General features: G+C 57.6%; 24 protein-coding genes. 14 read left to right on the forward strand and 10 right to left on the reverse strand.

The window, feature by feature from the left end; all coding sequences use genetic code 11:
* Positions 1-2: 2 nt before the first annotated feature.
* Both EK369_RS11250 and EK369_RS11255 read right to left on the reverse strand, forming a co-directional pair.
* On the reverse strand, positions 3-455 hold the full coding sequence (locus tag EK369_RS11250) for a c-type cytochrome (RefSeq protein WP_127114334.1): 453 nt from the start codon (positions 453-455) through the stop codon (positions 3-5).
* 158 nt (positions 456-613) lie between these two features.
* Positions 614-1,804, reverse strand: coding sequence for an NnrS family protein (locus tag EK369_RS11255; protein WP_206198076.1), 1,191 nt, complete (start codon positions 1,802-1,804; stop codon positions 614-616).
* 256 nt (positions 1,805-2,060) lie between these two features.
* On the opposite strand from EK369_RS11255, the gene EK369_RS11260 reads away from it, so the two are divergent.
* From EK369_RS11260 to EK369_RS11320, 13 genes are all read left to right on the forward strand, one after another.
* Positions 2,061-3,737 carry a cytochrome D1 domain-containing protein gene (locus EK369_RS11260; RefSeq protein WP_127114335.1) on the forward strand — a complete coding sequence of 559 codons (1,677 nt, stop codon included), beginning with the start codon at positions 2,061-2,063 and terminating at the stop codon, positions 3,735-3,737.
* Positions 3,738-3,930: 193 nt separating this feature from the next.
* Entirely contained in the window at positions 3,931-5,730 is a 1,800-nt protein-coding gene (locus EK369_RS11265) for a NapC/NirT family cytochrome c (protein ID WP_127114336.1), read from the forward strand.
* Between the two features lie 71 nt (positions 5,731-5,801).
* Complete coding sequence (locus EK369_RS11270; RefSeq protein ID WP_127114337.1) at positions 5,802-6,218, forward strand: cupredoxin domain-containing protein; 417 nt, start codon at positions 5,802-5,804, stop codon at positions 6,216-6,218.
* Between the two features lie 229 nt (positions 6,219-6,447).
* On the forward strand, positions 6,448-7,215 hold the full coding sequence (gene cobA, locus EK369_RS11275; protein WP_127114338.1) for a uroporphyrinogen-III C-methyltransferase: 768 nt from the start codon (positions 6,448-6,450) through the stop codon (positions 7,213-7,215).
* Positions 7,208-7,543 (forward strand): c-type cytochrome, encoded by a 336-nt coding sequence (locus EK369_RS11280; RefSeq protein ID WP_127114339.1) that lies wholly within the window; start codon positions 7,208-7,210, stop codon positions 7,541-7,543. The genes cobA and EK369_RS11280 overlap by 8 nt, the downstream gene beginning before the upstream one ends.
* On the forward strand, positions 7,540-8,685 hold the full coding sequence (locus EK369_RS11285) for a cytochrome D1 domain-containing protein (RefSeq protein WP_127114340.1): 1,146 nt from the start codon (positions 7,540-7,542) through the stop codon (positions 8,683-8,685). The genes EK369_RS11280 and EK369_RS11285 overlap by 4 nt, the downstream gene beginning before the upstream one ends.
* 3 nt (positions 8,686-8,688) lie before the next feature.
* The gene (ahbB, locus tag EK369_RS11290) at positions 8,689-9,687 is read left to right on the forward strand and encodes a siroheme decarboxylase subunit beta (protein WP_127114341.1); all 999 of its coding nucleotides are present in this window, start codon (positions 8,689-8,691) and stop codon (positions 9,685-9,687) included.
* Positions 9,684-10,136 (forward strand): Lrp/AsnC family transcriptional regulator, encoded by a 453-nt coding sequence (locus EK369_RS11295; protein ID WP_206198077.1) that lies wholly within the window; start codon positions 9,684-9,686, stop codon positions 10,134-10,136. The genes ahbB (EK369_RS11290) and EK369_RS11295 overlap by 4 nt, the downstream gene beginning before the upstream one ends.
* Positions 10,133-10,618: a siroheme decarboxylase subunit beta gene (gene ahbB / locus EK369_RS11300; RefSeq protein WP_127114342.1), complete on the forward strand. Its 486-nt coding sequence runs from the start codon at positions 10,133-10,135 to the stop codon at positions 10,616-10,618. Before EK369_RS11295 ends, ahbB (EK369_RS11300) begins: the two co-directional genes overlap by 4 nt.
* A gap of 4 nt (positions 10,619-10,622) precedes the next feature.
* On the forward strand, positions 10,623-11,837 hold the full coding sequence (gene nirJ, locus EK369_RS11305) for a heme d1 biosynthesis radical SAM protein NirJ (protein ID WP_127114343.1): 1,215 nt from the start codon (positions 10,623-10,625) through the stop codon (positions 11,835-11,837).
* Positions 11,812-13,374 (forward strand): cytochrome D1 domain-containing protein, encoded by a 1,563-nt coding sequence (locus EK369_RS11310; protein WP_127114344.1) that lies wholly within the window; start codon positions 11,812-11,814, stop codon positions 13,372-13,374. Before nirJ ends, EK369_RS11310 begins: the two co-directional genes overlap by 26 nt.
* Complete coding sequence (locus EK369_RS11315; protein WP_127114345.1) at positions 13,331-14,074, forward strand: sirohydrochlorin chelatase; 744 nt, start codon at positions 13,331-13,333, stop codon at positions 14,072-14,074. The genes EK369_RS11310 and EK369_RS11315 overlap by 44 nt, the downstream gene beginning before the upstream one ends.
* On the forward strand, positions 14,071-14,313 hold the full coding sequence (locus tag EK369_RS11320) for a hypothetical protein (RefSeq protein ID WP_127114346.1): 243 nt from the start codon (positions 14,071-14,073) through the stop codon (positions 14,311-14,313). Before EK369_RS11315 ends, EK369_RS11320 begins: the two co-directional genes overlap by 4 nt.
* A 114-nt stretch (positions 14,314-14,427) precedes the next feature.
* Here EK369_RS11320 and EK369_RS11325 read toward each other — a convergent pair whose 3' ends face one another.
* From EK369_RS11325 to EK369_RS11335, 3 genes are read right to left on the reverse strand one after another with little or no spacing between them, the layout of a single operon-like run.
* On the reverse strand, positions 14,428-16,257 hold the full coding sequence (locus EK369_RS11325) for an acyclic terpene utilization AtuA family protein (protein WP_127114347.1): 1,830 nt from the start codon (positions 16,255-16,257) through the stop codon (positions 14,428-14,430).
* Positions 16,254-18,185 (reverse strand): acetyl-CoA carboxylase biotin carboxylase subunit, encoded by a 1,932-nt coding sequence (locus EK369_RS11330; RefSeq protein WP_306461211.1) that lies wholly within the window; start codon positions 18,183-18,185, stop codon positions 16,254-16,256. Before EK369_RS11330 ends, EK369_RS11325 begins: the two co-directional genes overlap by 4 nt.
* An 11-nt stretch (positions 18,186-18,196) precedes the next feature.
* A complete protein-coding gene (locus EK369_RS11335; protein ID WP_127114349.1) occupies positions 18,197-19,756 on the reverse strand; it encodes an acyl-CoA carboxylase subunit beta in 1,560 nt (519 codons plus the stop codon).
* A 150-nt stretch (positions 19,757-19,906) separates the two neighbouring features.
* Between EK369_RS11335 and EK369_RS11340 the strand changes: the two genes are divergently transcribed.
* Positions 19,907-20,542: a TetR/AcrR family transcriptional regulator gene (locus tag EK369_RS11340; RefSeq protein WP_164726966.1), complete on the forward strand. Its 636-nt coding sequence runs from the start codon at positions 19,907-19,909 to the stop codon at positions 20,540-20,542.
* Positions 20,543-20,611: 69 nt separating this feature from the next.
* Here EK369_RS11340 and EK369_RS11345 read toward each other — a convergent pair whose 3' ends face one another.
* From EK369_RS11345 to EK369_RS11365, 5 genes are all read right to left on the reverse strand, one after another.
* Positions 20,612-21,592 carry an AbrB family transcriptional regulator gene (locus EK369_RS11345; protein WP_164726967.1) on the reverse strand — a complete coding sequence of 327 codons (981 nt, stop codon included), beginning with the start codon at positions 21,590-21,592 and terminating at the stop codon, positions 20,612-20,614.
* A gap of 249 nt (positions 21,593-21,841) precedes the next feature.
* Positions 21,842-22,240, reverse strand: a complete 399-nt coding sequence (locus tag EK369_RS11350; protein WP_127114352.1) for a RidA family protein — start codon at positions 22,238-22,240, stop codon at positions 21,842-21,844.
* Between the two features lie 73 nt (positions 22,241-22,313).
* The gene (locus EK369_RS11355; protein WP_127114353.1) at positions 22,314-23,153 is read right to left on the reverse strand and encodes a tryptophan 2,3-dioxygenase; all 840 of its coding nucleotides are present in this window, start codon (positions 23,151-23,153) and stop codon (positions 22,314-22,316) included.
* Positions 23,150-24,769 (reverse strand): AMP-binding protein, encoded by a 1,620-nt coding sequence (locus EK369_RS11360; RefSeq protein WP_127114354.1) that lies wholly within the window; start codon positions 24,767-24,769, stop codon positions 23,150-23,152. The genes EK369_RS11355 and EK369_RS11360 overlap by 4 nt, the downstream gene beginning before the upstream one ends.
* A gap of 13 nt (positions 24,770-24,782) precedes the next feature.
* Positions 24,783-25,937, reverse strand: a complete 1,155-nt coding sequence (locus EK369_RS11365; RefSeq protein WP_127114355.1) for an acyl-CoA dehydrogenase family protein — start codon at positions 25,935-25,937, stop codon at positions 24,783-24,785.
* Positions 25,938-25,946: the final 9 nt, after the last annotated feature.

A 25,946-nucleotide genomic window follows, 5' to 3' on the forward strand; every position in this document is an offset into this window, starting at 1 on the left:
CCTTAGCCTGCTTCGTTCGGTGGCCAGTTCTGAGTGTCGATGGTCTCGACCCACAGCAGCCATTCGGTCAGGTTTTGAATCTCTTCGTCCGACAAGTTGAATTGGGGCATCTGACGACGACCCTCGATGCCTGTCGGCTGTGACTCCATCCAACCCTTGACGGCCTCAAAGGCCCCTTCCGGGTCGTCCGCTACGCCCCAACGGGTAAGGACATTGGCGATTTCAGGCGCAAAGTAGGCACCCTCGCCCAGCAGCGTGTGGCAGTTAATACATGCCTTGTCTTCCCAAACTTTCTTCCCCGCGGCAACGCCGTGCGTAAGGGTCTCAACGTTTGTAGAAGTCGTGACGATGTAGCGATGTGAATGGAACGATAGTCCCAAGAAGATGATGATGAAAAACAGTGACCCCCCGTAAAAGATATTCCGGGCCATGCTTTTGGTCATGACTTCGCGCATTGGGCTCTCCTTTGCGCCTGGTTGATAGTAGACCTGTTATCGGCGGAGGTCCGCTTATCTGCCTTAACCAAAGTCAAGCAAATGAAGTGAAAGCCAAAAGGGTTAAAAAAAACCGCCCCGGTGCAGAGGCGGTTTTGGGTGTGATCCGGTGCTATGCTTTAGGAATTGGAAGATGCGCGCGGCTTGAGCCATGTGGGCCACAAGGCAATCAGATAGAGCATAAAAACAAGGGCCCAGAGCAGGGAGATCAGGGCCATAAAGGGCAAGTATCCATCCCCCTCCAGCCCGGCGGCCCACCACCGCAAGATCGCGGTGAGCGCAACGAGGCCATACCCGACCGTTACCAGTCTGGGCGCAACAAGCGGCTTGCCTGCGTGCCCCAGAGACGCGCGACTCATCACGGCGAGGGTCATACCCCCAACGCCGCCGATTCCAACAAAGTGCAACGCAGCGATCTCATCTCCGATCCCCAGCTCAGCAAGCCCCCAAAGGACGAGACCCAGCCCCAACATGCCGATCCCCAGGTGCAGGGCAAACAGGATAGGTTGCCTCCAGGCCCAGGTGCCGCGCCATGTCAAAAGCCGCAGCCCCTGCAGAAGACCAAGCAAGATCGCGACCAGAGCCGGGAGCCATGCGTCCAGGTCCAACAGAACAAGCACCGGCAACGCCAGAGATGTGACAACGGTTGCCTTCTCGACCAGGGCATTGGACTTTGGCCATTGTTCCTCGGGGGCACCGTCCCGCTTCATGGCATTACGCGTAAAAGCCGGTGTGATGCGCCCGCCAAGGATCACGATCATGGCGCACAAGGCGAACAGCCCGGCACGCAGACCCCGAGCCTCGCCGTCTTTGATCACATCCATCCAGTCGAGATGCTCCATCAGGTTTGAAACCCACAGCAGGAACAGAATCGCCAGGAACATGAGGTTTTGCGGCTTGGGACGTTTCACGAGCTGTGTCGCGATCTTGAGACCCAGAATCGGGATAAAGGCCAGATCACAGATCGCGACGACGCCCGCAGGCAAGGTTCCCGAAAACCACATCGCGACACGGCCCAGCAACCAAAGAGAGGCCGCAACTGTCAGGAAACTCCTCCGCGCCGCAGGGGTATTGGTCCAGTTTGGCACTGCCGTCAGGAAAAAGCCGCCCAGCGCCGCCGTGGCGTAGCCAAAGATCATCTCATGGGCATGCCACATTTGCGGCACGTCTACGTTCAGTGGGCTCCAACCGGTTCCATCCTGGGCCAATAGCCACAGTGCCCAAGCCACGCCCGTGAAGACGCCGTAGAGGCCTGCGCTCAGGAAAAAGATGCGAAACCCCTCTCCTAGAATCGTTTTGAGTGTCTGCAAGATGCGCCCCCTGGTCTGGGATGTCTTTGAGTTCGTGTTGGTGGATACGGCATGAGCTGTGGCGCTCTGACAAGATCCACTCCCAGATCGCAGAATAGGGTCGGAAGTCGTCAGGCACTTAACATATGTCAAATCTGGCACAGGAAATTCCGGAGATTGGGGGGCGAAATCAGGAGAACAGTTAACGAAAGTCAAGGATCAGAATCGGGAAAGCGCATCTATTCCGACCTGCCTCACCAGCAAACGGAGAGTGATCATGTCGCTTGGAATCACCTACAAAAAATCTCGTCGGGCACTGGGAGTCGGATTCGCACTCCTGCTTGGCTCGGCAGCCGCACCCGCGCTCGCGGAAGGGCCCTCATTGAGCGAGGAAGCCTTTGAAGCGTCCAAACAGCTTTACTTTGAGCGCTGCGCAGGTTGCCACGGCGTTCTGCGTAAAGGCGCAACCGGCAAAAGCCTTGAGCCTGTCGTTAAGAAAAAGAACGCTGACGGTACCGTAACCGAATCTGGCACCCTGAAACTGGGTCAGGAACGCCTTGAAAAAATCATCGCCTGGGGTACCGAAGGCGGAATGAACAACTTCTCGGACATTATGACCGAGCAAGAAATCAAAGACATGGCGACCTACATCCAGATGGATCCGCCAAAACCGCCAGAAATGTCGCTGGCTCAGATGAAAGAGACCCGCAAGGTCTATGTTGAAGAAGCTGACTACCCGACCGAGCCTCTGCACGGCCGCAACTGGGAAAACTTCTTTGTCGTCATCGAGCGTGACGTAGGTAAAGTGGCTGTCATCGACGGCGACACCAAAGAAGTTCTGGCACACATTCCTACCGGTTATGCTGTGCACGTTCTGAAAGCGTCCGAGCACCACAAAGTCACCGAGCCTGAGAACCCTGGCCGCTTCTGGTACACCATGGGCCGCGACGGCAAGATGACCAAGATCGACCTCTGGCAGACCCCGGACAAGATGCTGGTTTCGGAAGTCTCGATTGGCTATGACGCCCGCGACGTGGCGGTATCCGGCGACGGCAAATATGTCATCGGTGGCGCATACTGGCCTCCACACTTCGCCATCGTTGACGCGATGACCATGGAACCACTGAAAGTTGTTTCGACACGCGGTGTGAACGTTGACGGTGACTATGTAGAAGAAGCCCGTGTGGCCGCCATCTACACCACACCCAATGAGACCAGCTGGATCGTAGCCGTGAAAGAACTTGGCCAGCTGTGGCAAGTTGACTACTCGGATCTCGACAACCTGCGGATCGACAAGATCAACTCGGCCAAGTTCCTGCACGATGGGTTCTTTGACCCGACAGGTCGTTACTTCCAGATCGCTGCGAACGCATCGAACAAAATGGTTGTTGTCGACACCAAAGAGCGCAAGCTTGAGGCGATGATCGACACTGCTCCGCTGCCGCACCCCGGCCCCGGCGCCAACTGGAACGATCCGAACTGTGGTCCCGTTGCCGGTACAACTCACCTTGGTGAAGGTACTGTGACTGTCTGGGGCAACGACCCCGAAGGTCACCCGGATCAAGCCTGGAAAACCTGCTACGAAGTCGAGACCGACGGCGCCGGCCTGTTCATCCGGACTCACCCGAATTCGGACTACTACTGGGCTGACCAAACCAAGCACCCGGAAGTTGAAGTTCAGCAATCTGTCCAAGTCATCTCGAAAGAGACCGGCGAAATCGTGAAAACGATCCAGATCACTGAAGAAGAAGGCAACGTTGCTGTTCACTTCGAATTCAACAAAGACGGCACCGAAGTTTGGGTATCCAAGTGGAACCGTGCGACTTCGAAAGAACCGAATGGTGAAATGGTGATCTACGACGCCAAGACGCTGGAAGAAATCGGTCGCGTCAAAGGGCTCTATGCTCCGACCGGTAAGTTCAACGTCTACAACCGTTCGAACCACGTCACCTAAGGTTTGACACCATAGACCTCTGGAAGGGCGGGCCAAGCGCCCGCCCTTCTTCTCATAGCGGTGCCGGATTGTGGCGACCGGGGGACATCCCGGCCAACGAAAAAGACCCGGATATTGCCCCCCGCTCCTCACAATCCAAAGACCTCAAAGCCCTGACAAAAAGGGCCTGAAATAAGCCAAACGGAGCCTGGAGATGACCCAGACCAACGAAGCGGAAAAGAAAAAGCCCCTCTGGCGGCGCTATGTCCTGTTGGGCATGCCGATCGGGGGCGTTCTGGTGGCCTTTGTCGCCGGTATCGTCTTCTGGGGTGGTTTCAACACCGCCATGGAAGCCACAAACACCAAGGATTTTTGTATCTCCTGTCACGAGATGAATGATTTTGTCTATCAGGAATACAAAGGCACGATTCACGATGTGAACCGGTCGGGCGTCGGGGCCGTGTGTTCCGACTGTCACGTGCCCAAGGACTGGACCCACAAGATGATCCGCAAGATCAAGGCCTCGAAAGAGCTGTGGGGCAAGATGACGGGCAAGATCAGCACCCGCGAAAAGTTTGAACATCACCGGCTGCAGCTGGCGATGAACGAATGGGAGCGGATGAAGAAGAATGACTCGCGCGAATGCCGGAACTGTCACGATTTTGAATCGATGATGCCCGAGTTCCAGAAACCACGCGCGCGGAAGCAACACCTGAACGCCATGGAAACGGGTCAGACCTGTATCGACTGTCACAAGGGGATTGCCCACTCGGATGCCCGCAGCCGCGCGGAAGACGAGTATCTGGAAGCCCTGGAAACGCCGAACCCCAAGTTCAAGCGTGACATCCCGCAGGCCTATCTTGACAGTCTGGCCTTCATCGAAGCCAAAGAAGCAGAAGAGGCCGCGGCCAAGAAAGCTGCTGACAAGGCTGCACGTGACGCCGTTCAGGCGCAGATTGCCTCTGCAGTCGAAGCAGCAGTCGCCGAAGAGCAGGCCAAGGCCGCAGGCAATGCCACCGCTGCCAGTGCAGCAGGTGGAACAGTCGCAGCCGATGTAGACTGGGCCGCCGTGAATGGGGCCGATCTGACCCTGTTCTATCCGGGTCAGGCGTCGTTCGAGTGGGTGCAAAACGGCAAGCAACACGGCGGCGCACGTCCGTTGACCAAAGGCGGCGACGCCTGCACCACCTGCCACGCAGCCGAACTGGAAGCCATCGGTAACAAGATTGTTGCTGGCGCTGGCGGCAAGGAAGATGAGCTTGAGCCCACGCCCATTCCGGGCAAACGCGGGATCATCAACGCAACCGTGCAAGCGGCACACGATGGTGAAAACCTCTATGTGCGCATGCAATGGCCGGATGCCCCTCATGCTCCTGCCCCGTTTGTCGACGGTGGCAAGATGGACCCTGAGAACCAGATCAAGGTCGCCATGATGATCACCGGAACCGGTATCGAGATCGGCGAACAGGCTGGCTGTTGGGCAACCTGCCACGCAGACAACACCTATATGCCATTTGATCCGGGCGCCGAGGCGATTGCCGCAAACGGAGACGTGGCAAGCCGTCTGCAAGCCGAAGGCACCATCACCAAGTACCTGAGCGAAAGCCGCAGCAAGATCGAGATCAAAGGTCGCCGTGGCAAAGCACAAGGTGGCTGGGATCAACTGAAAGCCTCTGAAGAGATCGATCAGTTCCTCGCAGATGGCACGTTCATGGATCTGATGCGTGTTTATGCAGATGGCAGTGGTGAAAACGGCTACTTGCTGGAGAACCGGGTCAACAACCAAGGCACCTTCGCATCCCAGGCCAGCCTGTCGGCAGGTATGTGGACCGTCGTGTTCTCGAGGCCGCTCGCAGGCGCGGTGGGTGACGTCGCGCTTGAGCCGGGTAAAACCTATACGGTTGGCTTTGCGATCCACGACGACTTTGCCGCGGCACGCTTCCACCACGTGACGCTGAACACGACGATGGCGCTCGACAATGCCGATGTACAACTCAACATTGTCGGCCAGTAAATCGCTATGACATCAAAGCGGCGGCCGATACTCTCGGCCGCCGTTTATCTTTTGTACAGAAGGATACCCACATGAAGACGTTTTCCATTATCTCAGCGACCATGATCTCTGCGTTGACTGCCCTGCCCGTCCTGGCGGGCGATGATGACAAGGCGGAACTCTGCGCCACGGCCGAAGACCGATTTGTCGAACTCTTTGGCTACCCTTCTTCCGAAGAAGCAGGCGTGACAGTGGTCACCATGTACAAATACAACTTCTGCCCCGCTGAAATCACCGTTCCCGTGGGGACGACCGTACGCTGGGTGAATGTCGACAAACGCACCAGTCACAGTGTTTTGTCTCCGGATGCCGGAATGCCGGAATCTGACCGCGCCTTTCCCGAGGAAAGCATCGAATTCACATTTCTGGAACCGGGCGCGGCGCAATATCTCTGCGGTCCGCACTGGGAAACGCAGGAAATGATCGGCATGGTCACTGTCGAGCCATGATTCCTCCCACTCTTTAGAAGCATTCTAAACTAGGCCCGTTTTTCTTGACGGGCCTTAACTTTTGTCAAGGCAACAGTCCGGTCAAAACGCCAGATTGCCCGCATGAGACGCCAGGATTCCCCAGCACGGTTTTCACCCGACAGGTGCTGCCCCACGCGAGACGCGGGCATGCTGTTGGACCGTGATGGCGTCCGGCCCAAGGCAATCACAAAAGCAAGCGAGATTTCCCATGACCGGTAAAGTATTTTTGATCGGCGCAGGCCCCGGTGACCCCGATCTGCTGACAATGCGCGCTCTCAACATGCTGCAACGCGCCGACGTCGTGGTATATGACCGTCTGGTCTCAGCGGAAATCATGGACTTGTGCCCCGAAGGTGCCGAGCTGATTGCCGTCGGAAAATGCCCCAAGAACCATCTTGTGCCCCAAGAGCGGATCAACGAAATCCTGCATGAACAGGCGCTGGCAGGCCGCAAGGTCGCGCGCCTCAAGGGCGGTGATCCGATGATTTTCGGACGTGGCTCGGAAGAGGCGGCCTATCTCATGGAGCGCGGCGTCGAGGTCGAATATGCCCCCGGCATCACCGCCGCCCAGGGCGCGTCTTGTTCAACCGGCGTACCCCTCACCCACCGTGGCTTGGCCACGGGCGTGCAATATGTCACCGGCCACCGTCAGGCCGACAAGGTGCTGGATCTTGACTGGAAACGCCTCGCTGATCCCGACACCACGGTCGTCGTTTACATGGGCGTCGCCAATATCGGACAGATCGCCGTGGGCCTGATGACCGAAGGTCTCGCCGCCTCCACCCCTGTCATGGCCGTATCGCGAGCGACCTCGGCAGAGGAAGAGCGCATGGTATCCACCCTCGGCACCGTGGCTCAGGACTCGCGCGAGGCCGGGCTGCAGGCCCCAACCCTATTCATCATTGGCAAGGTCGTTTCGCTTTATGCCGAAAAGCCCCAGGACCTTGCCGTGGAAGCGGTGAGTGCAAATGGCTGACCTCAAGAAAACCCTGATAAGCCGGGCGGTGTTCGCAACCGCCCTCTTCGCGGCAACTGCCGCTCTGGCCTCGGAAACCCTTGATCCGCAACTCCTGAAACGCCTCGTGCATCAGGACTGCGGCTCGTGCCATGGCCTGACGCTCAAAGGTGGCCTTGGCCCCGACCTGCGCGCAGAGAACATCAGCCATTACGAGGTCGACATCCTCAAGGGTGTCATCCTCGACGGCATCCCCGACACCGCCATGCCCCCCTGGCGCCCCCTCATGAGCGAGGAAGAGGCCGATTGGGTCGCGCGTTACCTTCTGAACCCGGAGGAAGTGCAATGAAATTGTTCGCTATTTCACTGGCGGCAGCCCTGTTCGCGACAACGGCTTTCACAGAACCCACTGCCACCGGCGACCTTGGCCTTGTCATCGAACGCGCCAATGGCTCTGTGCTATTGGTCGATCAATCCGAACGTGCCTCGCTGGCCCGTATCGAAGGCCTTGGCGACCTTAGCCACGCGTCGCTGGTCTACAGCCCGGATGAGCGCTTCGCCTATGTCTTTGGTCGTGATGGCGGTCTGACCAAGGTCGATATTGTGACCCGCAGCATTGCAAATCGCGTCGTGCAGGCGGGAAATGCCATCGGTGGTGCCATCTCTGATGACGGCAAACTGGTTGCCGTGTCGAACTATGAACCCGGCGGCGTGCGCATCTTTGACGCCGACACGCTGGACATGGTGCTCGACATCCCCACCGACAGCAAAACCATCGGCCTTGTCGATGCCCCCGGTCGCCGCTTTGTCTTTACCATGTGGGACACGGGCGAAACCTGGATCGCCGACATGTCCGGCGAAGAGCCGGAAATCACCAAGATCACCGACATGGGCACCAACCCCTATGACGCGCTGATCACCGCCAATGGCCGCACCTATATCACCGGCCTCTTCGGCGAAGACGGCCTGACCGCGCTCGACCTTTGGGATGAAAATCCCGAACCCATCCGCGTGCTGCCAAATTACGGGCGCGGGCAAAAGGAAATGCCGGTCTACAAGATGCCCCACCTCGAGGGCTGGGCCCATACCGGCGACGAATTTGTCCTGCCCGCCGTGGGCCACCACGAGGTGCTCTGGGTCAACGGCAGCACCCTCACGGAAACCGGTCGCACCAAAACCTATGGCCAGCCGGTCTTTGCCATGGCGCGCCCCGATGGCCGTCAGGTCTGGGTCAACTTTGCCCACCCCCTGAATGACACGATCCAAGTGATCGACAGCGTATCCAAAGAGGTGGTGCACGAGTTCAAACCCGGCCCTGCCGTGCTGCACATGGAGTTCACGCCGCGTGGTCACGAGATTTGGATCAGCGTCCGCGACGCTGGAAAGGTCATGATCTACGACACCCACACCTTTGAAAAGCTTCGTGAAATCGACGCGGACAGCCCCTCGGGCATCTTCTTCACTGCACGTGCCCACAGAACGGGACTCTGAGCCATGAAAAACATCGCCGACCCGATTGACCGCCAGCTTCTGGACCGCTGGCAACGGGATTTTCCCATCACCGCGCGTCCCTTTGCGGAACTGGCGGACGGCCTGAGCACCGAAGAAGAAGACGTCATCGCGCGCCTCGAAAAGATGCGTAAAAATGGCCGTATCACTCGCGTCGGCGCCACCTGTGCACCCAACACCGTCTCGGCAAGCACGCTGGCCGCCGTGGCCGCACCGCCGGAACGGCTTGAAGAGGTCGCCGCCATCATCGGCAATCAGGTGGGTGTAAACCACTCCTACGAACGCGAAGATCATTGGAACCTCTGGTTCGTCGCCACCGGCCCCGACCGCGCCTTTGTCAATGCCACCCTCGCGCGCATCCAGCAACACAGCGGCCTGCGTGTTATGGACCTGCGCTTGGTGCGCCCCTTCAACGTCGACCTCGGCTTCCGTCTGATTGGTGGCGACGCTCCAGGACGCCCGCCAGCGCCGCGCAACGTAAACCTCGAAGTCCTGCAGTCTGGGGATAGCGAACTCCTGCAGGCTTTGACCCAAGGCCTGCCCATCGTCAAAGCCCCATTTGCCGCTCTGGCCACGAAACTGGCGCGCGAAGAGATGGATGTTCTGGAGCGGATCAACGCCCTGACTGGTGCCGGGATCATCTCTCGCTTTGGCGTCATCGTGCGTCACCGCGCTCTTGGTTGGCGTGCCAATGCGATGGTGGTTTGGGACCTCCCCTCGGAGCAGATCACCACCGCGGGCCCGGTTTTGTCCGAGCAGCCTGGTGTTACTCTCTGCTACGAACGTACGCCCGTAGAAGGTCATTGGCCCTATCGCCTGTACTCCATGATCCACGCCCGCAGCCGTCTTGAGGCGCTGAAGCATCTTGCCAACGCTGCAAGCCTGCCGGAACTCAAGGGCGTGCCTCACAAGGCGTTGTTTTCGACCCGCTGTTTCAAGCAGACCGGCGCGATGATCTCCGCGAAGACCGAGGTGGCGGCATGATTGATTTGGATCGGATTAACAGAGATCTCATCAACACGTTGCAGGATGATCTGGGGCTGGAGCATCGCCCCTTTCAGGCCGTCGCACAAAAGATCGGCCTTAGCGAAGACGAAGTTCTCGAACGCGTCAAGGTGTTGAAAGAAAACGGCTACCTGACCCGCTTTGGCCCCTTCTTCGACGCAGCAGCCATGGGCGGCGCCTTTTGTCTCTGCGCCATGGCAGTGCCGGCAGAAGAATTCGAAGCTGTCCTAACCAAAGTCAATGCCCACGCCGAGGTTGCGCATAATTATGAACGCGCGCACAGGCTGAACATGTGGTTTGTTCTGGCAACGGAAACGCCCGAAGGCATCACGGATACAGCCCGCGCAATTGAGCGGGAAACAGGGATCACGGTCCACTGCTTTCCCAAACTGCAAGAGTTCTATATCGGATTTCGGGTCGCAGCATGACACTGGACGCCACAGATCGCCAAATCATCGAAGCCTTGCAAGGGGGCTTGCCGCTGGTGTCTACGCCTTACGCGGCTGTTGCCGAACAGCTTGGGATTGCCGAGGACCAACTTACGGAACGGCTCGCAGCGATGAAGGCATCTGGCGTTGTTCGCCGGATTGCCGCCGCACCCAATCACTACAAGCTTGGCATGACCGCGAATGGCATGACCGTCTGGGACGTCGCTGACGATCAGATCACCGAACTGGGTGCCCTGATCGGTGCCCTGCCCTTTGTCACACATTGCTACGAGCGTCCACGCGCATTGCCTGAATGGCCCTATAACCTGTTTGCCATGGTCCACGGATCATCCCGTGAAGAGGTCGAGGAAAAACGCGCACGGATCAAGGACATCCTCGGCGACGCCCTGCGCGCCAGCGATGTTCTGGTCTCGACACGCATCCTGAAAAAGACGGGGCTGCGGCTCCGCAAGCGGGGGTAAACCCATGTTCCGCCTCACCGAATACATGCACCAGCTCGTGAACCCGACCCCTGTACGGGTCCGGCGGGGCACAGGCCCGACCAAACCTGTCGTGATCTGGAACCTCACACGCCGCTGCAACCTGAAATGTCGGCATTGCTACACTGTATCGGCGGATGTCGACTTCCCCGGCGAGCTCAGCCACGAGCAAGCCATGGAAACCCTTGAGGATCTGGGCCGTTTTCGCGTCCCGGCCCTGATCCTCTCGGGTGGGGAGCCTCTGGATTGCCGGTATCTGACACCGCTGGCCAAACGTGCCCGCGAACTGGTGCGCGTACTGGCGCTGTCCACAAACGGGACCAAGATTCACGGTGCCGTCGCTGATGAGGTGGCCGAGATCGGATACGACTATGTGGGTATCTCGATTGACGGGATCGGGGCCACAAATGACTGGTTCCGCGGCGTTGACGGCGCCTTTAACGATGCTGTTCGTGGCGTGCGCGAGTTGAAAAAGCGTGGCGTCAAGGTTGGGCTGCGGTTTTGCCTGACCGAAGGGACGCAACACAATCTGCCCGAACTCTTGAAGCTTTGCGACGACGAAGGCGTCGACAAATTCTACCTCTCGCATCTGGTATATGCCGGACGTGGCGACAAGAACCGTGGCGAAGACTCTGAGCACAAGCGTACCCGTGCCGGACTGGACATGCTGTTGGAGCGTTCTTGGCAATCTGTGAACGGTGGCCACCCGCTTGAAATCGTCACAGGCAACAATGATGCCGATGCGGTTTACTTCCTGGATTGGATCCGTCGCAACTTTGACAGTGAAAAAGTGGCTCATGTGCGTGAACATCTGGCGGCATGGGGCGGCAACTCTTCCGGCCTTGGCGTCGCCAACATCGACTTTCTTGGCGATGTGCATCCAGACACATACTGGTCTGACTACACTGTCGGAAACGTCAAAAAAGATCCATTTTCAGAGCTTTGGACCGGCGACGACCCGATGCTCGCCACCCTGCGCACCCGTCCCCGCCCGCTGGAAGGGCGCTGTGGTGCCTGCAAATTCAAAGATGTCTGCGGCGGCAACACCCGCATCCGCGCCCTGCAGCTCACCGGAAACCCCTGGGCCGAAGATCCGGCCTGCTACCTTAGCAACGCAGAGATCGGCATTGACGAGGCCGACCGCCTGCACGTCACACCGTTTCGAGGCAAAAGCCATGACCCGCAACACAAGTTTTTCTAACATTCTGAAACTTGCGGCAGCAGCAGTTCTGTTTTCCGGTGGCCTGGCCTTTGCCGGACCACAGGAGGATTATCAGGAACACTGCGCCTCTTGTCATGGCGAAGATCGACTTGGCGGTTCTGGCCCTGCGCTGATCCCTGAAACTCTGCGTAAGATCCGCGGCCCGAACCTATCCGAGGTTATTTTGAAGGGGCGTGTCGCCACGCAGATGCCGGGGTTTAGCGAGTATCTCGATCAGGATGGCGCTGATGCCATTGTCGGGCTTCTGAAAACGCCGCTTGAGGTGCTGCCGCCCTGGGGCGAGGAACAGATCAACGCCAGCCGCGACATGAACCCCGACTACGTAGCCGTAGAGGCCCCGGTTTGGGACGCTGATCCCATGAACATTACAGTGGCGGTGGAAACCGGAGACCACCACGTGAGCGTATTGAATGGTGACACCTTTGAGGTTCTGGATCGCTTCCCGACGCCCTTTGCCGTGCATGGTGGCCCAAAATACGACCCCACTGGACGGTATTTGTTCATCATGTCGCGTGACGGCTGGGTGCAGAAGTATGACATCTATGCACTTCAGACCGTTGGTCAGGTCCGTGCAGGTCTGAACAGCCGCAACATTGCCATGTCCAGTGACGGCAAATGGCTTGCCGTGGCCAGCTATCTGCCCAACATGCTGACCATCCTGTCGACCGAAGACCTGACCGTCGGCAAAGTGCAAATGGTCAAAGGCAAGGATGGCACGCCGAGCCGGGTATCTGCCGTCTATCAGGTGCCACCCCGAGAAAGCTTTGTGCTGGCTCTTAAGGACGTGCCGGAAATCTGGGAGATCTTCTATGGCGCCAACCCGCCCCAGTTCGGCTTTGCTCATGACTGGCGCGACGAAGGTCTGGCGCATACCGACATTCCTTTCCCAGTGCGCAAAATCACCCTTCCCGACTATCTCGATGATTTCTTCTTCGACCAGACCTATGAATACATCATGGGTGCCTCGCGCGACGGGGCCGAGGGAACCGGTGGCCAAGTGGTGGATCTGGTGATCGGTCACAAGATTGCTGACCTCGACCTGCCCGGCATGCCGCACCTGAGTTCGGGCACCACATGGGAACGCAATGGCACCACCGTCATGGCAACCCCGCACATGCGCGGAGGCGTGGTTTCAGTGATCGACATGTCGACCTGGAAAACCATCAAGAAAATCGAAGCCATGGGACCGGGGTTCTTTGTGCGCAGCCACGAAAACTCGCGCTACATCTGGGCAGATGTCTTCTTTGGTCCAAACCGCGATCTGATGCATGTCATCGACAAGCAAAGCCTGGAAATCGTCAAGACGCTACAGCCTGCGGTGGGCAAGACCGTCGCTCACGTCGAATTTACCAAGGACGGGCGCTATGCGCTGGTCTCAGTCTGGGAAGATGACGGCGAAGTTCTAGTTTACGATGCAGAAAGCCTGGAAATCGTGAAACGACTGCCCATGCGCAAACCGTCAGGAAAGTACAATGTCTGGAACAAGATCACATTTTCCGAAGGCACCAGCCACTGACGCGCTGATCGTCGCCCACGGGCAACCTTCGGATCCGGAACCGGCCGAGGCTGCTCTGGCAGAACTGACACTGCGCGTGCAGGCCTATCTACCGGAACTTCGAGTGCAGTCCGCAACTCTGGCGAACGGCGATGCGTTTGAACATGGCCTCAAAACCTTGCGGCCCGACGGGCTCGTCTATCCGTTGTTCATGGCCAATGGTTGGTTCGTACGTACGGAACTGCGCCGCAGGATTGATAATTTTCCTTGCCGAGTTCTGGCGCCTCTCGGGATGGACCCAGATTTGCCAGCGCTTGCCATCGACATGATCGACGGAGCCCTTGCCGCCCAAGGACTAGCCCAGGAAGAGACGGCCATACTGCTCGCGGCGCACGGCTCGGCACACGGGCAAGCGGCTGCGGACTCGGCCCGCGCATTCGCCAACCGCCTGAGAGACATTCGCCCCACACTGCAGGTCTCGCCCGGCTTTGTTGAGCAAGCCCCATTTCTGCCCGATATGGTGTCGGAAATCGCGGCACCGTGCCTGTGCCTGCCGTTCTTCGCCATGGACGGCGATCACATGAAACAGGACGTGCGACAGGACCTTGTGCACGCCGGATTTTCCGGTGGCATTCTCCCTGCCCTTGGACAGGCCAAAGGCATCCCTAAACTGATCGCCACTGCCCTGATAAAAAAACACACAGAACGAGAAGCCGCATGACCGAAGAAGATGAAGACAGATGGTCGGTTACAAAGCTGGCGATTTGGTTCTACCCCGCCAGTGCTTTGACAGTGGCCATCAACCTGTTCCTTTTGGGATTGATGTGGCAGGCCATTGGATGGCCAGCTGTGCCCCCCGTTGACGCGATCTTGTGGTCATTGCCGCTTGGAATTCCCGCAACATGGCTGGCTGCGCGTTGGATCCGCGGGCTGATGGACGAAGCAGACGGTCGCAAGTAATCCTGTCGGCACCAGCCCTGCGTTCTACGAGACCACCCAAACCTTGGCACAGTTTTGGGTGGCCCAGACACTACATGATCTCCATCGCCCATCAACCGCGCTAAGCCTGGCTTATCAATTGGCGTGTATAGCATTCCTGACTTCGGCGATCTGTTTCATAGACGGATGCGTCAGCAACTGGATCGGCACCTGAACTGGCACATCCAAGAGAATTTGTCCAAAAGCTTTGCCCTGGGGATCAAATCGCAACGACGCTGTTCCGCCACCGCCAAGCGCTTCTTTGATCAGAAAGTTATACGCCATGAGACCCGGCAGAGTGAACCGCGTGACAGGACCGGAGACCAAATGATTGAACCAGTCCAACACAACTTCGGCGGTGATCTGATCTCGGATAAGCGGCAAAAAATCCCTGTGCCTCGCGGCAACACCAATATTGGCGCGGTTGCCTTTGTCGCCTGATCGGCCATATGCGATTGCCATGAGCGGTAAGGTTACAGTGGGCCCATCCGGGAACACCGGGTCGAATGCCGCCCTGTTGTTTGTCTCTTCCAGTTCTTCAAACACGCAGACCGGATCAGAGTAAGGTACGGCATTTGTCTCCACTTCGATTTGAGGCAGAAACAAATCTCGGGGAACCAGGAAGGAATGCAAATGAATGATTGGCACGGGACGCGGGCGCCCGGTGCCTCCCGCGGACAGCCCTTGGGCCATAGCCAAACCGATGGAAGGCACTTCGTGCGCCACCAGAGTCAAGGCGCTTCGATCAGCGTGGGCGAACGCGAGTTTCAAAGCCACTTCGCGCGATGCGCGTGCCTTGGATCTGGGACCATATGACTGTTCACCGCCCAGAACCTCAATCGAGACATCCTCAAAATCTGCGAATTCTTTTGCCGTCAGCATTGATCGGAGGCGTGACACGAGATCTCGTGCCGTGCGCTCAGCACGCAGCACTGCATCGCGCCCCGTCACAGACACGATCCATTGCAACCGCCAGCCTCGGGCTTCCTGAGCGCAGAGTTTGAGATTTGGGCCCGGAGCGCGCCCCTTGGCACCCGATACCCGAACCGTGTTCATGGACGTCTGGGTCAGTTGGACGTCGCGCAGGTCACAAGTCACGTCAGGCAAGCAATAGGCCGCTGGATCGCCAATTTCATAAAGGATCTGTTCGGTTGCGCTCTTGACCGTGACACTGCCATCCGTGTGAGGCGGCTTGGTCAAGTCAAAAGCCCCGTCCTGACTGACCCGCACAATTGGAAACCCGATGTTTGCCCAGCTTTCAACCTCATCCCAATCCGTGAGGAGCCCACCTGTCGACTGTGGCCCACATTCGATCAAGTGGCCAGCCAAAGACCCTTGGGAGAGTTTGTCATAGTCGTCTGCCGTCCATCCGAACTCGTGAATCAAGGGCCCAAGCGTCAGCGCGCTATCGACGACGCGGCCAGTAACAACAATGTCGGCCCCGGCATCCAAAGCAGCAGCGATTGGAAACGCCCCCAAATAGGCATTGGCGCTAATGGGTGTCTTTGGGAAAGCGGTATCTCGATCCAGCTCTTTGACCTTCGCCTGCTGTAAAGTGTCGAGATGGGGCATGGCGTCATCACCAAAAACCGTTGCGATCTTCAAGGACAGCCCAAGGTCATGTACCTTGCTTCGCAAGGCCTCTGCAGCAGCTTTGGGATTTACGCCACCTGCGTTTGTAATGACCTTTATTCCCCTCGAAGCAATTTCCGAGAGATGCGCAGGGATTGTTTCTTGGATGACGTCGGTCGCATATCCTGCGTTGTGATCTTTCAGCTTCGCGCGCGTCATGATGGCCATCGTGATCTCGGCAAGGCACTCGTACGTGATGTAGTTGAGGTCTGGATCAGTAAGCAGCTGAGGCGTTGAGAGCGTTGAATCCCCCCACATGCCAGAGGCACCGGCGATTGAAACGATGCGTGTCATGATATGGCCTCGTCCAACTCGACCAGAACCTGGCCGGTTTCCACCTGATCTCCTTCACAGATGTGAACTGCTCTAAGGACACCGTCCGTCGATGCCTTGAGCGTATGTTGCATTTTCATGGCCTCCAGCACGACAAGCGCAGTGCCTGCTTCGACGCTCGCTCCGGCGCTCACAGGTACGCTCAGAACCCTTCCATGCATGGGTGCTGCGATATGTTGTTGCCCTTGCGTGTGGTCCGCGTTTGTCGCGCCAGATTTTGCGGCGCGTACACAAAAGGTTTGACCGTTGAAGTTCAGCCAGACTTCCGATGTGCCAATGACCATGGCGGTGCCGGACAAAACAATACCACCGATGGTCGCACGCCACACTTTGCCATCGAATGCAGGATCTTCGAGTAGATATTCTTTGTTTTCAATAACAACACGAAGGCCATCAAAGCGGCGCTCTATTTGGGTAGAGATGACTTGGCCGTCAATTTGCAACTCAAGGAAGGCCGGGCGCGTTAAGCGCGGGCGCGTGTGCGACGCTTGTGACATGTAGAGAATACCAGCGGCCAAAGCCGGGCACAGGTCGGGTGTTGCCCGCATTGGTTCAACCGTCTCGACAAAATCAGTGGTTGCCTGTCCGTGCACAAAGGTTGGATGTTCGAGCGCGTCCACCAAGTAGGTTTGATTGGTTTCGAGGCCGAACAAGGTCATCCCTCGCAACGCAGAGATTAACCGTTGTCGTGCAATTTCTCGAGTGGACCCGTGGGCAATCAGTTTGGCCAACATAGGATCGTAGAATGTCGAAACCTCTGATCCGTCCTGCACACCGGCATCGATCCGCACACCTTCCATGGCTGGAAACTCGACCTGCAGGATCCGACCAGAAGACGGCATGAAGTCATTTCGCGGGCTTTCTGCATAAAGGCGCGCCTCGATTGCCGATCCCTTCATCGCCAGATCGGACTGCGCCAATGGCAGCGCCTCACCCTGAGCAATGCGGATTTGCCAATCTACGAGGTCCGTGCCCGTGACCAGTTCCGTCACGGGATGTTCGACCTGAAGCCGCGTGTTCATTTCAAGGAAGTAAAAGTCGTTGGCGCCATCAAGCAGGAATTCAACCGTGCCCGCACCGACGTAGCCAATGGCTTTGGCAGCAGTGACAGCAGCCTTTCCCATTCTGGCGCGCAGGTTTTCGGGAAACGAGGGCGCCGGTGCTTCTTCCAGGATCTTTTGATGACGACGCTGAACCGAGCAGTCTCTTTCCCCTAAGTGAATGACGTTGCCCTGTTCATCTCCAAAGATCTGAAACTCGATATGACGGGGTCGAACCAACGCCTTTTCAATCAACATGTGATCCGAGCCAAAGGCGGCCTTGGCCTCTGATCTGGCAATCTGAAGCCCGGCTTCGAATTCATCTGCCCTGTTGACCAGCCGCATTCCCTTGCCGCCACCGCCGGCAGCCGCCTTGAGCATCACTGGATAGCCAACTTTGTCGGCTTCAAGGCGCAGAACTTCATCTGATTGCTCTTGTCCATGATAACCCGGAACACATGGCACTCCCGCGGCGACCATCACTTGTTTGGCGCGAGACTTGTCCCCCATGGCGCGAATGGCCTCTGGTGAGGGACCAATAAAGGTCAAGCCCGCCTGAGAACACGCCTCGGCGAAATCAGCATTCTCACTGAGAAAGCCATAACCGGGATGGATTGCCCCGGCGCCTGTCGCACGCGCTGCCGAGATAATCTTTTCGATCGCAAGATACGAGTGCAAAGCCTCACCAGACCCGAGACAAACAGCCTGATCCGCAAGGGTGACATGTGGTGAATGTCGGTCTGCCTCTGAGAAAACGGCAACGCTGCGCAGGCCTCTGCTCCGCAAGGTTTTCAGGATACGCACGGCGATTTCGCCACGATTGGCAACCAGAACGGTGTCAAATCTCATCATCCGCCTCCTTAGTGTCGTGCTACGCCAAAGCTGATTGGATTGAGAGAACGCTTTCGAGCCACCCGGGTGATCGTGAGCAGTTCAGCCAGCACCTCGCGCGTGTCCCGCGGGTCAATAACCCCGTCATCCAACAGCTTTCCGGAATTGTGGAAAGCGCTGCTTTGCATGGAAAACAACTTGGCAATCTGCTTTTCCTGGGCGGCCAGGCTTTCTCGATCAACGGCTTTGCCACGTTTGGCAGCAGCGTCCTCAGCTACAATTGTCATGGTCTTTGCGGCTTGATCCGGCCCCATGACACCAATCTCGGCATTGGGCCAACTGAAGACAAAGCTTGGCCCCAATCCGCGACCGCACATACCATAGTTTCCCGCACCAAAGCTGGCCCCAATCATGAAAGTAATTTGTGGCACCGAAGCGGTGGCCACCGCCTGTATCATCTTTGAGCCATGTTTGATCATACCGCCCTGTTCATAGGCTTTGCCAACCATGTAGCCAGTGGTGTTTTGCAGATAGACAATGGGTGTCCCGGTCTGGCAGCACATTTGAATGAACTGGGACGCCTTGGTTGCCCCAGCAGTATCAATGGGTCCATTGTTGGCGATGAAACCGCAGCTGTTGCCTTTGACTTTCCCTTGTACACATACGGTTGCTGGTCCGTAGGATTTTTTGAAGTTCAGGAAATCCGAGCCATCCACCAGCCGCGCAATTACCTCGAGAACGTCGTAAGGCTGCCGATAATCCACCGGGACGACCCCTGCCAAGTCTTCAGTGTCAAAGGCAGGTTCGACCACACCGTTGGTCGCTGGGTTCTTTTGATCGCGATCCCAGTCGAGATGGCGGATCACATCACGTGCGATACTGATCGCGTCTTTGTCATCTTGGGCAAGATGCTCAACCAGCCCCGTAACGTTGGCGTGCATTTCTGCCCCACCCAGCTCTTCGTCTATGGCAATTTCTCCGGTGGCGGCCTTGACCAATGGTGGACCACCTAGGAAAGCTTTTGCATTGCCGCGCACTGCCACAACCTGATCCGACAGCCCGGGCATATAGGCCCCACCCGCCGTTGAGGATCCGTGCAATATCGTCACAACGGGGATACCTGCCGCGCTGAGACGGGCCAGATTGGCAAACATTTCGCCGCCATCAACAAAATGATCTAGCCGATATTGCATCAGGTTGGCACCGGCGCTCTCGACGAGGTGCAGGAATGGCAGTTTGTTTTCGAGGGCGATTTTTTGGCACCTCAGAATTTTTCGCGATCCCGCCAGGTTCAAAGCCCCTGCCGCTATGCCGCTGTCATTGGCCAGGATGACGCAACGCGTTCCACAAACCGTGCCAATCCCCGCAATCTGCGATCCTCCGGGAATTTGGGCCTCGGGATCGTTCGGAATGTCACTGTATCCCGCCAAATTACACAGCTCGATAAACCGCGACCCGGGATCAACAATGCGCGAGACACGCTCGCGCGGCAGAATCTGGTGTCTTGCTTCAAACCGACTTCTGCTTTTCTCCGAGGCAACCTCGGCGGCACGCTCTAGCTCTTGCAACCGCTCGACAAGTGCCAGCATGTCCTGTCTGTTTTTTTCAAATTCCGGAGCGCGCTTGCTCACATTGCTGGAAAACGACACCACGAGTCTCCTTTTTGCTATATTGAGTAACACTCAATTTTGTGAAAAAATCAACATGCACCGTGGCGTCACAAGGAAATGAAACCTCACATGTCGACCAGCCAGCCGTCAGAAGAAAGAAAACGTGCGAAACAAGCTCGCGCGACTGAAACCAGGATGCGCATACTGGCTCACGCCCGCTCATCTGTCTCGGAAAACGGGTTCGAAGGGACGACAACCCATGATATTGCGCGGCGCTCAAATGTCTCAGAAGGGTCCGTTTTTGCCCATTTTGGCAGCAAGCAGGGCCTGCTTCTCGCAATCATGCAAGAACACTATTCAGCGATAACCGAGCGGGCTCAGAACCTGAGCGCATCCCACTCTGATCCTGAGGTACGCCTGAAAGCTCTTATCGCTTTTCATCTACAGAACATGAGAGTGTCCTGGCAGGAGCTTCGCGCTTTTGCGCACTACGGCAGATACGCAAATACGGACATGTCCCATGTTTTTAGAGATCTCAACCGCCGCTATTCGCGCATCTTTCTTGACTGTCTGGAAGAACTGATCTCAGAAGACAGGCTCTCGCAGGACTGGTCGTTGGACATGCTGCGAGACCTGATTTTCGGAACAGCCGAGCACTGGGCGTTTCGGGCCATGGAACTGGATCAGAATCTGGATCACGAGCAAGCCGTCAGTTTCATCATGTCACGATTGCCGTTTACCCGATTTACTAAAAATTCGATCTGATAGCACTTTGAGGTGCTACCCACGCAACAGCGTCCCTATCAGGCTTTTTTTGATAACAAAGACCAGAGCTTAGCGTCCTTCGCCTGAACCGGCTTCGGCCTCAAGTTTTTTGGTGATGAGGGTCATAACGACCACCGTGACCGATATCCTGAATACGTGGTGTGCAGCCACGATGATGGGGCCGACACTCAGGCTTAGGGCCACAAGGCTCATCTCGGTCACTCCCCCCGGTGCGTAACTAAGGAAAAGTGCGCTGAAGGGGACAGGAATGAATGGCTGCAGAAGCGCGGCAAGCCCCAACCCCAACACCAGATAGGCCACCATTGTAACCAACCCCAGCCCCAGTGACTTCACAAGCTGTGTGCGGCTGATGCCCTGAAACTCAGAGCCCAATCCCACGCCAATGACCAACTGCGCCACGTTGAGCAACCAACTTGGGGCGTGCGCGGGCATCAGGCCGGTGAGTTGCAGGATTGCACTAAGGACCAGCGGGCCGATCAGGATAGATGCAGGAAGGCGAAGCTTTTTGCCTAAGAACATGCCAAAAGCCGCAACAGCCAGCGTCAGGAGGATATCTATATAAGAATATCCCTGCTTGGCCAGTTCCACACCAGACGCGCTCCCGACAACCTCGCCAGTCCAGAAGAAAAACAGCATAGGCACAATGGTTATGACCAGAATAACCCTGGCGAAATGCTGAACAGTCACAATCCCGATCCTCGCGCCAGTCTGTTCGGCAAATGTGATGGCTTCTATCAACCCCCCGGGAACCGCCGCGAAAATCGCGGTCAAACGGTCGTAGCCGCCAAGGTAGCGGTAAACGGCAAATCCAATAGCATGCGCGACGATCACAAAAGGAATGACCATAAGCAGAGACAGCCACAAACGGTCCAAAAGGCCAAACAGTTCCGGCGAGAAGTTCTGGCCGATCATGACGCCAATTACAGCGGTGAAACTCTGACGAACACTACGTGGAAACGGAATGTCACCTGCATTTGCTCCACCTGCCCCAACAATCAGTAGTGCTGTGATCAGGAGCGATCCGATCATGAACGGCATTGGCAGCCCAAGCCACCATGCGGCAACTCCGCCAATCAGGCCGATAGTCAGCTTTCTCGCCAGACTCGTGATGTTTTTTAGCACCGCAGCGCCTCCACCATTCTGACAAAGGGCGCACCAGCTGCAATCATTTCACATGTGAAGCACATGACACCTTTTCGGACTTTCCGGCAGAGCGGGCAAGAGAAAAGGCCAGGCGTGCGGCGTCAGAGGCACTCTGAGTACCAAAGGCTGACGTAATTACTGGTTGATGTGTGCAGTCGCTTCAATTTCGACCAGAGCTTCGTCCTCGATAAGTTCCTTGATAACCAGCATCGACATCGCGGGAAAATGGCGCCCCATGACACGGCGATAGGCCTGCCCCACATCCCGCTGCCGTGCGAGGTATTCCTTCTTGTCGGTCACGAACCAGGTCAGACGGGCAATATCCGATACTTCACCCCCTGCCGCTTCGACAATCGCCACGATATTGCGCAGCACCTGTTCCATCTGCCCGACAAAGTCTTGGGTTTCGAATACCTTATCCGCGTTCCAGCCAATCTGCCCACCGACATGCAACGTACCATCCTCGGCCAGCATGCCATTGGCATAGCCCAGCGCGGGCGCCCAACCTTCGGGGTGAATTTCCTTGAGGCTCATGACTTTGCCTTTCCTTCTCTGGCCCGCATCTTGGGGCCCAATTCCTTATCGTCTCAGCTCTCCCGCCAGGACGTCACAATTCCCCTCTGAGGTGCCAGAGCTCGGGAAACAACTCCACCTCAAGCATCCGGCGCAGATACTGCACGCCCGAGGTGCCCCCTGTGCCGCGCTTGAACCCGATCACCCGTTCTACCGTGGTCACATGGTTGAACCGCCAGCGCCGGAAATAGTCTTCCAGATCCACCAGTTTCTCACCCAGCTCATACAGTCGCCAGTGGGCATCCACGTCTTCGTACACCATCTTCCAACGCGTCTGAATCTCTGCATTTGGCGCATGCGGCGTGGTCAACTGAGGCGCGGGCATGTTGTCTTCGGATCCGTCAATCGTCCTGAACAGCAACCGCACAACTTCGTCGTAGAAACTCGGCCGCTCCAGCTCACCTGCCAGCATCTGATGTACATTCGCCACGTGTTCATGGGGCTTCAGCATGTTTGGGTTGCGGTTGCCCAAAACGTATTCGATCATCCGGTACTGATAGGATTGAAACCCCGAAGACGGCCCCAGAGCATCGCGAAACCGCGTGTAATCCGCGGGCGTCATCGTCCGCAGCACATCCCACGCGTTATTCAACTGCTCAAAGATCCGGCTGACCCGCGCCAGCATCTTGAACATATGCGCCATGTCGCCCCCAATAAGAGCTTCACGGGCCGCTCCCAATTCATGCAGAGCCAGTTTCATCCAAAGCTCCGAGGTCTGGTGCTGGATGATGAACAGCAATTCATCATGTGCATCAGATTGTGGATGCTGTTGCTCCAACACCGCGTCTAGGTGCAAGTAATCCCCATAAGACATAGCGCCTTTGAAGGACATCTTTGCGCCCTCCTGGCTGGGGTCATAGGCCTGATCGCTCATGTGTCTGTCCTGAGTTTGAAACGCTGAATCTTTCCGGTCTCGGTCTTGGGGAGGGCTTTAGCGAACACCAAAGATCGGGGATACTTGTAAGGGGCAATGGACGCTTTGACGTGGTCCTGAAGCAATTTGGTCATAGCGGAACTGGCTTCATGGCCTTCGTTCAGAACGACATGCGCTTCAACGATCGCACCGCGTGCCTCATCTGGAACGCCAATGACCGCACATTCGGCAACCGCTTCATGCGCCAACAGCGCTGCTTCGACTTCGGGGCCCGCGATGTTGTAGCCCGACGAAATGATCATATCGTCATTGCGCGCCGCAAAGTGGAAGTATCCGTCATCATCCTGACTAAAGGCATCTCCCGACAGGTTCCAGCCGTTCAGCACATAGGCCTCCTGCTTTTCCCCACCAAGATACCGGCACCCCGTCGGCCCCCGAACCGCCAGACGCCCAACTTCACCGCGCGGCAACTCGTGCCCGCCTTCATCCACGATCTTGGCCTCATAGCCCGCGACCGGCTTGCCCGTGCAGGCCGGTCGGTGGTCCGTAAACCGGTTGGTGATAAAGATATGCAGCATCTCTGTCGCGCCGATCCCGTCCAGCATCGGCTTGCCGGTCTTTTCCATCCACTGGTCATAAACCGGCGCAGGCAATGTCTCGCCCGCCGACACCGCCGCCCGCAACGACGACAAGTCCGCCCCCTCTTCCATCGCAGCCAACATGGCGCGATAGGCAGTCGGCGCCGTGAAACACACGGTCGCTTTGAACTTCTCGATGATCTCGATCATGTTTGGCGGTGAGGCCTGTTCCAGCAGCGTCGCCGCCGCCCCAAACCGCAGCGGGAAAATCGCCAGACCACCCAGCCCAAAAGTGAACGCCAATGGTGGCGAACCGATAAAGACATCCTCAGGCGTCACCCCCAGCACCTCTTTGGCATAGCCATCCGCAATGATCAGCAGGTCACGGTGAAAGTGCATCGTCCCCTTCGGTTCACCCGTGCTGCCACTGGTGAACCCGGTCAGCGCCACGTCATCCTGGCTAGTCTCAACCGCGTCAAAGGTTACCGGCTTTTCCAGCGCCAGCCGGTCCAGCTCGGCATCATGGTTCGCCGAGCCGTCAAACCCCACAACTGTATTCAATGTGTCGCTGTCCTTGGCGCAGGCGATCATCTCGTCCATCAGCCGCGTGTCACACAGTGCATGGCTGATCTCGGCCTTTTCCACGTATTTCGCCAGTTCTGCTGCGCGCAGCATCGGCATGGTGTTGACCACCACTGCTCCAACCTTGGTTGCGGCCAACCAACAGGCCACCATCGCCGGATTGTTCGCCGAGCGGATCAGCACGCGGTTGCCGGGCTTGACCTTGAGGTCTTCAACCAGCACATGCGCCAGCCGGTTGGTCCAGTCGGTCAGCTCTTTATAGGTCCGCCGCCGCCCGTTGCCGATCAGCGCCGTGTGGTCGCCAAAACCCTTATCGACCATTGCATCGGTCAACTCGACCGCCGCGTTCAACCGATCGGGATAGTCAAACCCCGCCAGCAACAGGTCCGGCCAGGTCGCCTCATCTGGCAGGTTGTCCCGTGAAAACGTATCCGTATGTGCCGACGGTTTCAGCATGTCCCGCCCCCCTTCAGCTGGCGCCCATGGTCTGTCGCGCGATCACTACGCGTTGTACGTCCGAGGCCCCTTCGTAAATCCGCAAGGCGCGTATCTCGCGATAGAGCCGCTCGACAACTTCGCCCGACTTCACCCCGTCGCCGCCATGCAATTGCACAGCTTTATCTATCACTTGCTGGGCCTGATCCGTGGCAAACAGCTTTGCCATCGCCGCCTCGCGCGTCACCCTCGGCGCGCCGGAATCCTTGGTCCAGGCCGCTCGGTAGACCAGCAAAGCCGCCGCATCCACATCCAGCGCCATATCCGCAATGTGCCCCTGCACCATCTGCAAATCAAACAGCGGCGCGCCTTGCACCTTGCGCGCGACTGTCCGCGCCAACGCCTCATCCAACGCCCGCCGCGCAAAGCCCAGCGCCGCAGCCGCTACGGTCGAGCGGAAAACATCCAGCACCGACATAGCTATCTTGAACCCCGCGCCGGGCGCGCCCAACAGCGCTGATGCCGGCACCCGGCAATCGCTAAACCTCAGCGTCGCGAGCGGGTGCGGCGCGATGGTTTCCAACCGTTCAACTACCTCGAACCCCGGCAGCCCCGCAGGCACGATAAAGGCCGACATGCCTTTAGCCCCCGGTGCCTCGCCTGTGCGGGCAAACACCGTGTAAACGTCCGCGATGCCGCCGTTCGAGATCCAGGTCTTTTCCCCGTTCAGGACAAAATCATCCCCGTCGCGCGTTGAAGTCATCGTATTGCTGGCCACGTCCGAGCCCGACCCTGGCTCGGTCAGCGCAAAAGCCGAGATCGCCCGGCCCGCCCGCGTCAGGCTCAGCCACTCCCGCTTTTGCGCATCAGTACCAAAGAGAGAAATCGCCCCGGTCCCCAACCCCTGCATGGCAAAAGCAAAATCCGCCAACCCGTCGTGGCGCGCCAGCGTTTCGCGGATCAGGCACAGTGATCGCACATCCAACCCGCCGCCGCCGTCGGGGTCCACTGCCGAATGAGTCAGGAAGCCGGACTCGCCTAGCATCGCCACCAACTGACGACAGGCGGTATCGGTGTCCGAGTGGTCAACCACGCCCAGATGCACCGCGCACCATTCTTCAAGCGCTTCTGAAAGCACCCGATGCCGATCCTCAAAAAACGGCCAATTCAGGAATGTCTTATCCGCCATGTTGCCCTC

The sequence above is a fragment of the Shimia sediminis genome (genome assembly GCF_003990645.1).
Classification (GTDB): domain Bacteria; phylum Pseudomonadota; class Alphaproteobacteria; order Rhodobacterales; family Rhodobacteraceae; genus Shimia; species Shimia sediminis.